We start from the raw sequence: 12,144 nt of genomic DNA, 5'->3' as shown, positions 1-12,144 counted from the left end.
ACTATAAAAGTGATAAAATAAATCTACTTATATAATAAAGGTAAAATTCCTAAATTACATAAGTAAAAAACTTGTGAACTTTATTTATAAAAATATGATACTCACTACAATATTATTGTCCATTGCATTATTAATAGGGAACTACCATAAAATAAAACTTAACTTTGAAGACAAGTTTAACGTTATTACTTATCTCAATATAATCTATCCATTTTTTGCATGCTATTCACTCTACACAGAACACATCAACATAGTCTCTATCATTATCACATTTATTATACTAGTTTTGATATTAATAGCAATATACATAGACAAAGAATTCATATTACTGAAATGCATCATGTTTTCTTCAGTAGGATTACTATCACTTGTTGTTATATGTATAATACTATGTTTAACATATGAATCAGCACTATTTTTCAGTAAAATACCACTTGTTGACTTTTTATTCGGAACTAACTGGCAACCAGATCCAGAAATCATAGATGGAAAACCAGTAGGATCATTTGGAATATTACCATTATTAAGCGGCACATTATTGATAGTAATTGTTGCAATAACTATAGCCGTACCATTAGGGTTATTTTCTGCAATCTACATCAGTGAATATGCAAGTAAAAAAATAAGATATATAACCAATACAATTCTTGAAATATTAGCAGGAATTCCTACAGTAGTATATGGATATTTTGCTGTAGTATTTTTATCCCCATCAATTAGAAGCTTAGCAAAATATTATCACCTTAATACACAATCAGAAAATGCATTAGTAGCAGGACTAGTAATAGGAATAATGATCCTTCCATTTATTACCTCTATGATAGAAAATGCTATACACTCTGTTCCCAAAAACTTAAGATATGGATCAATGGCACTTGGAGCATCAAGATCAGATACTATCTGGAACATTATAATTCCATATGCATTACCAAATATTATCAGTTCAATTATACTATCAATTTCAAGGGTAATTGGAGAAACAATGATTGTATTAATGGCAGCAGGCATAACAGCACATTTAACCTTCAATCCACTACATACTGTAACAACAATCACAGTACAAATTGCAACAATTTTAACAGGAGACCAAAATTTTAATAGTATTCAAACTTCATCTGCGTATGCTTTAGGACTTACATTATTCATAATAACATGGCTTCTTAATTTACTTGCATTATGTATTACAAAAAAAGCAACAAGATCCATTAAAATTCATTAGTTTTATATGTTAAACTATACTCTAAATTATCTAAACACAGATCTTAATGTCATACCTTTAATAGGTGTAGAATTAGAATTTTATTTTGACAACGTGGAACCAAATGATATCAATTTATTAATTACTAACATCAAGAAAAAAATATCTCCCTTTAATTGTAACATAACAAAAGAACAGGACAATTTACAATACGAAATACAAACATCAACAACTACTAATATTTCAAATCTTATTTTTGAAATTAATCTGATTAAAGAAATTTTATCAGACAGCACAAATCATTTTGGAGGAAGCGCAAATTTTGCTGCAAAACCATACTTAGATAAACCAGGTAGTGCATTTCACATCCATATAAACCTACTAGATGTCAACCGTAATAACTTATTTTACAACCACAATAATAAAATGAGCAATTACCTATTACACAGCATAGGAGGACTATGCTCTCTAATGAAAAAACACATGATTTTCTTTGCTCCAAATAATAATTCTTATTTAAGATATATACACGCTGATATAGATACACCAACAACTATAAGCTGGGGAGGAAATAATAGAAGCACCTCTATTCGTATACCAAGTGCTAGTACAGATCCAACAAAATGCAGAATAGAACACAGAGTACCTGGAGCAGACTGTAATTATAAACAAGCCATTACATCAATTTTACAAGGAATAATCCATGGAATAGAAAACAATATACAACCACCACCAAAAACTTATGGAATATCTTCAGACGTACAATACAATCTTGAAAAACTCCCATTAAATTTAAAAGAAGCAATAAAATATCACATTGTAGATTAAATATGCATTAATCTCTGCTTTAATCTGACATTAAACTTCACCTTAATACTATTTCATACAAAAGATTACCTATTGTAAAGTAATGTAAACTTTTACAATCAAAACATTATCTAAACATAATATCTATTGCTTCAATAAATGCAAAGTTAGGAAAGATACAATAAACTACCGTTACAAAAAATAATATAAAAATTCGATAAAAAGATAAAGTGAGTAAAACAATATCAATTGTAATGAAAAAAAACACTACCCTAAATGTAATACTCTCCTACTTAACACACTTCAATTCACAGATACACAACTAAAGTGAAAAAAATTTGATCAAATTTTCCGCTTTACAAATAACATTCATTCATCTAGCATAGTTGAGCTGTAAACAAACAATTAACTATCTTTATCAAAACAATATAAATCCAACAAAGCAAGAAGTTTGTAGAATCACTCAACATAAATAAAGATTAACTGATACATAACTTTTTCCATAATGTGCTTCTTTAACAAAAACACAATAAACTATTGTACTGGAAGTAAAAACATGAAGCTTTGATTTGTAAAGCTGCGTAACGTTATAATAAAAACACTAAACTAGAAGTAACTCTACCCTATTGAATATATTTAAACCACCAAAATACAATGAAATCACTATTATTAAAATGATTTAAACTTTTGTAGTACATTAAGACTAAACCTAATTATAAAAAGCAAGTTTCACTTATTAAGGATTCTTACATACACACTAGCTACCCATCATTTTACTATACTATAGAACATTAAACTGCATACCATCATAACCAACTATTATATTATCTTTAGAATGACTTTTTATGTAATCAGTCAAAGAATAATACTCAAGATAATGACTCATATGAGTAAGGATAGCAACTTCTGGTTTCAACTCTTTTACCCAATCTAAACATAAATCTACATGAGAATGTCCAAAACTTGCATCATATTTTAAACACCCTAGGATTAATACTTTTTTCTTATATAAAAACTTCCAAGATTCCTCTGGAAAAGATTTAACATCTGTACAATAGGCTACTAGATTATTAAATATAAAACCATTAGAATTGTCAATACCATGTATCTGTTTTACAGCTAATATACGAAAATCTTTAATTATAAATTCTTTATAGTAATATATTATATTAGCCTTCAAATGACTGCACTTTTTTGAAGTAAAAGAATGTCCACTAGGAATGAACAAATATGAATTACTAGCAGTAAGCAAACACAAAGTAGTCATATCGCTGTATATAGGTATATTATTTACATCATGTTTAGGTAAAAATTGTTGCAGATCGGCAATACCATCACAATGATCTGCATGAAAATGAGTATACAATACTGCATCAACAGATGATAAGTTATTTTGCAGCGCTTGAAATCTTAAGTCAGGTGTAGTATCAACAAGTAGCTGTACATCACCACTCTCAACAAATATAGATGATCTCATACGCTTATTATATTTCATGTTTGAACTACAGGTATCACATTTACAGCCTACCACCGGTACACCACCAGATGACCCACATCCAAGAATTGTTATTTTCATAAAAAATAAATGTACTTACCAGTGATCAATTACCACTAGTAATTTTATTAGTCAAGCATATAAATTATATATAAAGACACTAAAAGATAGTACACAATTAACCACAGTATCCCTACTATAGCTTATGTAAAATACTATCAAAACAGTAAAAAACACCATGTATTTACTAAGTACACAAGATAATATCAAACTTTCATTAATACTTCACAAATATGCTACCCTACAAATTATTCATCACTTTTATACTATTTCAGAATTAACAGAAAAAGAAGATGATAACCGATTAAAAAGCTTTATTAAAGAGTTTTACAGTTCATCAAATTTACTACACAGAAGCACAAAAGTATAACAATAACATTCCAAAGCTTCAAATAATATTCCATAATTTACAAATTGAAAATATAGAAAAACACCAAACTACGTTATACAAGTACTTATAGAAATCCTAGAATGTCCTTTTAATATTTATAAATATTTAGTCGAAAATTCACATAAAAACCATATTACAGTTCCTTGTTATATATATATCATTAATCTTATCTCATATGCTGATTTTGGGCATATATGGAATGTAATTTTACAATATCTTCATCTCGAAAAAATATACTCTTTATTTTACTAATGTTAATATTCCTTCTTTTCAATTCTGCAGCACGTGTTACTTGCAATGCATTTTGTTCATTCACTTCCTCATTTTCTGGAATTAAACTATCCTGCATTACATAATAAAAGTTACATAATTCAAATAACATATGCTCAATTTTGTGAGTATCAATATTCAAATTATTGGTAATCACTCTTACTAAATACTCAGACATCATTTTTAATTTATCCTGCGGTATATAACACAACATCATACTTGAATCATCTTTTTCCATTAACTTACAATTATCATTTCTCAATCCAAAAACTGTATATTGAACTTTATTATCAGAAAAATCCATCTCACAAGTATAACTTGTACAGTGATGCAATGCGTATACAAGACCAAGACAACCGTGTGTACTAGCTTCACACTCAACACTACCCATTAAGCACAAAACTATCACTGATAATATTACACTAACTTTCATCAATAAACCTACCAACTATACTATACAGATCAAATGAAACATGACCACTTATAGTAGCCACAGCTTCACCTTTCAATGCAGAATGTAATACTTCATTTGTAATATCAGTCTTTTTTTCAATATTAAAATTAACAACTTTAACATATCCAGAAACGTCATGACGTACTGCGTTAAGGAATAAAAATACATATTCATCACTAATAGATGAAAAATTAATATCAACACGGCTCTTAATTACATCTATATATTGCTTATTATACAAATGATTAACTATTTTAGGACTGGAGATGTTTATTTGAGAGTTAAACAAATAATACTTTTTACATAAATTAGTTATCAATGTACCCACGTTTTCTTTATAAAAAGTACTAGTACTATATATATTTGATGTAGATATTTCTTGCCACAAAATTCCACTATCATTCAGCACCGCTTCATGCTTATGAACATCCATAACCTCAAAATTCAACTTTCGAATCTCATCAGCAATGTGTAAATTATGCTGTAATATATAAGCATTAGATTTATATAAGTAATGTAACGTTACAGACAAGGTAATTAACAATAAAACACACACTGACATCTTAATTATGCAGTATCTCTTTAATATATTATTACACATTACTTTTCCAGTTTAACTACAATAATTTTTTCATTATCTGCAACATTAGGTAAAGTATCTATTACTTCTGTTTTATAATCTTTAAATTCCTCCATTATTCTATCTTTCAAGCCGTTAAAATAATATGAAAACTGCTTTTCTCCAACAAACTTCAATAACAGCTTTACTTCAATACCATGACCACGCGTATTACATGACAAGTAATTAACATTAAATCCTTTAAAATCTACTTTCCGTAATCGCAAAATCAAATCTAACGAGAAAAAATCATCTGCTAAAAGAAGCTTATATACATCTACTGTTTCATACATTTCATTAACTTGCTTTAAGGTAGTATCTTGACTAATTTTCTCAACTTTAGACACCAATGCTTCTTTACGAAGTAGTAAATCAATTTTTTCATCATAATTAATATTTATACTGAACATGTAAGTGATATTAAGTAGAGACAGCAACGTAATAAAACATAACAAACAAGGTAAAACACACTTATTAAAAAATAAAATTTTATAGAATAAACTGGTATCTTTAGTATGAAGAATCTTCAGAGGAGCTTTTTCTGTAATAGCACATAATACCACAGTATCACAAAACTCACTTACAACACTTGAAGATTGTTTTAACGTTAAAATTTTCGACAATTCATATGGAGTTAGAATATTGCTGTCCATATTTTTGAAATCAAATGACAACAAACTAGTTTTTATATTACTGGAAGTTATGATATACAAATTAATAATTGATTCTTTACTATAACCAAATTTAGCAAGATAAAAAACTGTATTAGATATTTCTTGATAAATTTTACCTGCAATAATACTTGGTAATGTTTCATCTGAAGTTACAATAATACTACTTACATGTATTATCTTACCTTGATACAAAACAATTTTTCTAAAATCATTAGTCTTAGTATAAGCGACCAGTATAGTCCACCCTTCATTATCTTTACCATAAAATCTTAACAACCTATCACAAAGATATGATAATTCTATAGGCAATAACAATATACCACAAAAATTACCTAAATTATTAACAACTACTTCCAATAATTTCTTCGTTAGGTTGTTTAGCTGACTTTTTACAACCATATAATGGCAACTTTTATTTGCATCATCAGGCTTTGTTAATAAAAATGCAGCACCTATATCATAATCACTCCTGACATCACTAAGATTCATTTTTACTAAAGATTTAGCAACAATTCTATTATAGGTAGGCATTACATGTTCAGTATAAACCTGATCAGAATGATTTAATACAAGATATATTGAAGATGTTTTATATTCAGTTATACATGATATAATTTTCGACAAATCTGCATCTTGTGCGGTTTCAATAAAATATTTATCACGTATTTCGTTATTTACAATATTAAGAACTACAGCTCCGTTATCTCCTACAGATATAACGATTTTATTTTTAGACATTTTAGAAAAAAATGACATTGCTTTTACACAAAATTATAGTATTAACATTAGCTTTAATAATCCATATAAATTAAAGACTCATCTCTCTACTATTAATAGTAATAAATAAAGATATCTTAATAAAAAAAATGAGAAAAAAATATAACTAGATCTTTGAATTAATAATATTTTTACATGCTATAATAACAAAGTACGACTTAACTAATTTTAAGCAGTACATGCTATGCAAAAAAAATAATTTATAAGCACTACTACACTATTCAGTACAACTTAAATGCTAATAATATTAACCTCACCTGCCCCAAGCTATTCATATAACACCATTAATCAACCAAGCCAACAAAAAGGCATAATAGAACTAAAACACTAGAAACTTTATATACCATTTATTAAGTACTTATATAATGCTATTTTAGATTAAAATACAAATACTTCATTTAACTACAACTACCTGCATACGCTGCTCTATTAGATATTATTACACCTGAAATCTCTTGCAAGTCATGTAATTCAATTACTGGTAATACTCTAGGATTAACACTTCTACATCTTGTTCTCCTACTATTACTGATACACCTTACCATGCTTCGTTTTAATTTATCATAGCCACCCTTACTGAAAAATAAAACCATAACTACAAAAACTACAGCACACACTACCCCAATTAATAAAACATTTTTATTACTATGATCTATTCTTATATTACTTTCATCTGTCCCATTATTTGTTAAATAATAATCTGACATACTTACATTGTTTGTAAGGTTTAATCTATTTGTTAAAACATATTCGGTAGATGCAAAATCCTTATGAAATGCTTGTTTTTTTACAGATGTTTTAACACCAGTCTTAATAGTACTACGTCTCACATTATATTTCACTTTTTTAGGCAACAAACCACATTTAACATCTGAAACATTACTTACACAATCAACAAATTTTGATTCCTTTTTACCTGTTATAGGATGTGCTGTAATATTAGTAATATTTGAAACAACACCGTTGCGATCTACTGACAATGAACTGACAGTATCTGTTGTATAATATCTTACAACACTTTGAGAAGTGCTAAATTCAATACTAGATACTGTACTAGAACTTGAATGTTTTACATCTTCAGTAATATCACTACCCTGAGTCTCAGATTGTATTACGCTAAATGTAGAAGTACCTTTTTCTCTCTCTAATTTAATAGCACCATTTTTAGGAGTTGTTGATTGAATTGTATTAGATACTGTAGAAAACCTACTTCTAGTACTTACAGATTTCACAGCACTATCAGAGTTATACGGTAATGAGCTAGTAGTAGCAGGTTTTACACTAACCTCAGTAATTTTACTTTTTGAAACTACTGATTGCACTGTACTAGATGCTTTAGAAGGATAATCTATAGACATTACAGGGTTTTCAGTACTACTAAGCATATATACAGAGGTTATAGGCTCCAGAGTCATTTCTGTAGCATCACTTTTAGAAATTATTGATCGAGTTGTTTCATACATAGATGCACTAACAGAACTAAGATTTTGTTCAGTAGCAAAAATATCTCTAGATAGAATTGATCTAACATCAAAATACACATTCTCTACACCACTACACAATTTCTTAGCAGCTACAGTAGTAACATTAATATACTTATCATTTGAAAATGATATATCTGCAGTAACAACATTTGCAAAATTAGCAATGTTTGTAATTTCACGACGTGAGAACTGCATCATATTAACATGTGTAATATTTCCACCTCTTAACTGCAATTCTGGTATTTCATACCTAACTATATAAGATGAACTCACAGTAGTTATCACTATGTTACTATCGATATGTACTATATGCAAAGATGTAACACGATCTTCAACACGCATAAAATCATATATAGCAACCTGCTTACCTTCTTTACTACTAACTATTACCAATTGACTATCATCACCAAACTTACTATCAAACACTATACCAACATAAGCTAAATAAGTATTCTCACCATTACTGATAGCATTAATTACATCAATTCCACTGACAGGAATATTATACTTATCATTATTTCCTAAATTACATCCATAACGATAGTTTACAAGACACTTCTTTGCCCCAAAATTTAAAGTATAATCAATTGAGATTTCATATATATTAGAAAAAAAATTATAATCTTGAGATAGATACTTCCCGACATAAAGTAATTTCATGTGCCCCTTAAACTCTGACACCATAATTAATTTATCACTGTATTTACCATATCCTATATAACCAGAATATTTAAACAAATACTTATTATTAAATTGAACCTCACCAGCAGCAGGCTTAATAATTTTAAATCTACCATCACGACACTGCAGGTCCCACATTACATATAATCTATCTGGCGATTTTGCTCTATCATCATTATCTACCCTTGCAATAACCATAATAGCATCTGGACGACTCTGGTACAGTACAACAGGATATCTAACTTCTTCTTTTAAGGAATGTACAGAACTACTTAAATTTATCTTATCAACATCAAGTAATGTTATAGTAGGTAAATAATTTATTTTATAAATTTTTAACAATAGGCTCTTCTTTATCCTATACTGTTTCAAATCATTCACAGAAAATGCTACAATCAAAAAGTCATTGTCTTTCACTTTTACAAACAACATTCTTGGTAAGTAATTTTTCACTGTATGATCTAGTACAGGTACATCATTAACTTTTACAGAATAAGTGTAATTCCCACTATGTACTTCACATACTAGATCATTTGCTACTAAACCACGCTTCACATAATATAAGGAAAATATAGTACTATTTTTTTGAATCAAATTAACACTATATGCATTCAAAAAACTATTCATTTTTAGTAACCGTATTTGTATATAGATGCTTTATTTACAGTAATAACTTCTAATTTACTTAAAATTTTCATAAATTAAATTAAAGGAATTAACAATGCTTAATAATATTGTAAATATTTAATAAATCAATAATTTTAGTTAATTTTTTTATTAAAACATTAAAAACTATACTCTATCCATAAACATAAATTTCTGAATCCCCCAAAATGTTGCTCTTGCAAATATTATTACACTCCACTATTATTAATCGTTTTGTATTAATAAATAAAAGCATGACTAAACATGAATTTCTTATAATTGGGAGTGGACCAGGAGGATATACAGCAGCAATAAGAGCTGCACAATTAGGATATGACGTTGCAATAGTAGAAAAAGAAAATTCACTAGGTGGAGTTTGTCTAAATTGGGGATGTATACCAACAAAGTCATTGCTACAATCCGCATCAGTTTATCACAACATCAAAAAAGCAGACACTTTTGGGATTACAGTAAAAGATGTCAAATTTGATTTTAATAAAATAATAGAACGGTCACGTAACGTTGTAGAAAAGCTAGCCAATGGAATTAGTGGGCTCATGAAAAAAAATAAAATAAAAGTTTATCATGGCACTGCAAAATTATTAGGTAACGCAACTGTAGAAATCACAGATCACTCGAATAAAATAACTAGTATTACGTCAACACATATAGTTATTGCAGCAGGATCTCAAGCCAAAAGTATACCTGGCATAGATTTTGATAATAATATAGTTTGGAATGCTAAAAATGCCATGATGCCAAATAAATTTCCTGAATCTTTACTCATCATTGGAAGCGGAGCCATAGGTATAGAATTCGCAAGTTTTTATAATACATTTGGTACTCAAGTTACTATGGTAGAATTAAAAGATAACATATTACCACTTGAAGATCATGAAGTATCTGAATGTATGCATAACATTTTAAGTAATAAAGGAATTAAAATACACACAAATAGCTCAATTACAAAACTAGAAAAGTGCAATAATTACGCTAAAGTTCAGATTTCAGATACAATAGACTTACAGGTGGATAACATTATATTAGCGGTAGGGATAATACCTAATTCTAGTAACATTGGTCTTGAAAATACAAAAATTAAAACAGACAACGCAGGTTTTATCATTACTGATAAGCACTGCTGTACAGATGAACCAAGAGTCTATGCCATAGGTGATGTTGCTGGCTCTCCGTGTTTAGCACATAAAGCAAGCCATGAAGCAATATTATGCATAGAAAACATAGCTGCAGGAGAGAATAAAATACCACAACATAAAGTACACACTATTAACAAAAATAATATACCCAGCTGCATATTTTCTATACCACAAATAGCTAGTATTGGACTTACTGAACATCAAGCAAAACATCAAGGGTATAATTTTAAAGTCGGAAAATTCAATGCAAATTGTAGTGGAAAAGCAGTAGCTATAGATGAAGTAGAAGGATTTGTTAAAGTTATAATAGACAAGTCTACTGGAGAATTATTAGGTGCACACATGATTGGAGCAGAAGTTACAGAAATGATTAATGGGTACATTATTGGGAAACAAGTGGAAATCACTGATCAAGACATAATATCAGCTATATTTCCTCACCCCACATTGTCAGAAATGATCCATGAAGCAGTATTATCATCAAATAATGAGTCACTAAATAGCTAAACTGTAATATCTCAATGTAACCAACTATAACACATAGCTACCATAATAAGGCACTGATGCTAGAAAGTATATGAAATCAAGTCAAAATTGTATGATAATTAATACTACACTCTTGATAAACTGTCATAAAAATATTTAACGATCAAGACTTAAATTTTTTCCTACTATACAGAACTCATAGATAAAACAGCACTAAAAATTTCCCATTATCACACTCAAATAATATCATATCTACAGGAAGGTAAACATCTAAACAAACATAAATCTTATTGGATATAACAATCTGACAATTTCATACAAATCTATCACACACAACTTCACTATTCACATAAACACTTATTCTATTAACAGATTCTTTTCCAGTTATCTAAATCTAAAGCAAGTTAACAATCAAACAATGCACCTAACTCATCATCATATTACATACAAAAACATAAAAGCTGCACCCTCTCATCTACTGTTCTCATCATTTCTCAGAAACATTAGTAAATGCATTCATTAACAAATCTAACTTCAAAATAAATCTATTATTCAATTATAGTATTCACATACAATATCTAAGTTCAGCAAATTTTACTCACAGCTTTGCTCCACAAATACAGCACTTATACACACAGAACACTTATATTTAACACACTCTTTTCATCCATCTCAACTTAAAGCAAATTAATAATCAAACAACGCACCTAACTTATCATCACATTACATACAAAAACATAAAAGCTGTACTCATCATCTACTGTTCCCATCACTTACCAGAAACATTAGCAAATGCATTCATTAACAAATCTAACTTCAAAATAAATCTATTATTCAATTATAGTATTCACATACAATATCTAAGTTCAGCAAATTTTACTCACAGCTTTGCTCCACAAATACAGCACTTATACACACAGAACACTTATATTTAACACACTCTTTT

Annotated in this window: 8 protein-coding genes; 3 read left to right on the top strand and 5 right to left on the bottom strand. The window is 28.6% G+C overall.

Going from position 1 to position 12,144, the window contains the following annotated elements; translation table 11 throughout:
* Window positions 1-94: 94 nt before the first annotated feature.
* Window positions 95-1,219: a phosphate ABC transporter permease subunit PstC gene (pstC, locus tag DRF75_RS03290; protein WP_045170794.1), complete on the top strand. Its 1,125-nt coding sequence runs from the start codon at window positions 95-97 to the stop codon at window positions 1,217-1,219.
* Window positions 1,220-1,225: 6 nt separating this feature from the next.
* Entirely contained in the window at window positions 1,226-2,026 is an 801-nt protein-coding gene (locus DRF75_RS03285) for a type I glutamate--ammonia ligase (protein WP_045170793.1), read from the top strand.
* Window positions 2,027-2,786: 760 nt separating this feature from the next.
* On the opposite strand, the gene DRF75_RS03280 is transcribed toward DRF75_RS03285, so the two are convergent.
* From DRF75_RS03280 to DRF75_RS03260, 5 genes are all read right to left on the bottom strand, one after another.
* The gene (locus DRF75_RS03280; RefSeq protein WP_045170792.1) at window positions 2,787-3,581 is read right to left on the bottom strand and encodes an MBL fold metallo-hydrolase; all 795 of its coding nucleotides are present in this window, start codon (window positions 3,579-3,581) and stop codon (window positions 2,787-2,789) included.
* A gap of 536 nt (window positions 3,582-4,117) precedes the next feature.
* Window positions 4,118-4,654, bottom strand: a complete 537-nt coding sequence (locus DRF75_RS03275; protein WP_200887578.1) for a hypothetical protein — start codon at window positions 4,652-4,654, stop codon at window positions 4,118-4,120.
* Window positions 4,644-5,276, bottom strand: coding sequence for a hypothetical protein (locus tag DRF75_RS03270; protein ID WP_045170791.1), 633 nt, complete (start codon window positions 5,274-5,276; stop codon window positions 4,644-4,646). Before DRF75_RS03270 ends, DRF75_RS03275 begins: the two co-directional genes overlap by 11 nt.
* The gene (locus tag DRF75_RS03265; RefSeq protein WP_045170790.1) at window positions 5,276-6,724 is read right to left on the bottom strand and encodes a hypothetical protein; all 1,449 of its coding nucleotides are present in this window, start codon (window positions 6,722-6,724) and stop codon (window positions 5,276-5,278) included. The genes DRF75_RS03270 and DRF75_RS03265 overlap by 1 nt, the downstream gene beginning before the upstream one ends.
* A gap of 419 nt (window positions 6,725-7,143) precedes the next feature.
* The gene (locus tag DRF75_RS03260) at window positions 7,144-9,537 is read right to left on the bottom strand and encodes a hypothetical protein (protein ID WP_129992648.1); all 2,394 of its coding nucleotides are present in this window, start codon (window positions 9,535-9,537) and stop codon (window positions 7,144-7,146) included.
* Between the two features lie 272 nt (window positions 9,538-9,809).
* Here DRF75_RS03260 and lpdA point away from each other — a divergent pair, with 272 nt between their 5' ends.
* Entirely contained in the window at window positions 9,810-11,219 is a 1,410-nt protein-coding gene (gene lpdA / locus DRF75_RS03255) for a dihydrolipoyl dehydrogenase (RefSeq protein WP_045170788.1), read from the top strand.
* Window positions 11,220-12,144: the final 925 nt, after the last annotated feature.

Origin of the sequence: Ehrlichia minasensis (assembly GCF_004181775.1) — a bacterium.
GTDB lineage: Bacteria > Pseudomonadota > Alphaproteobacteria > Rickettsiales > Anaplasmataceae > Ehrlichia > Ehrlichia minasensis.
Note: the sequence above shows the minus strand (reverse complement) of the source record. Positions and strands in the feature narration are given on the sequence as shown.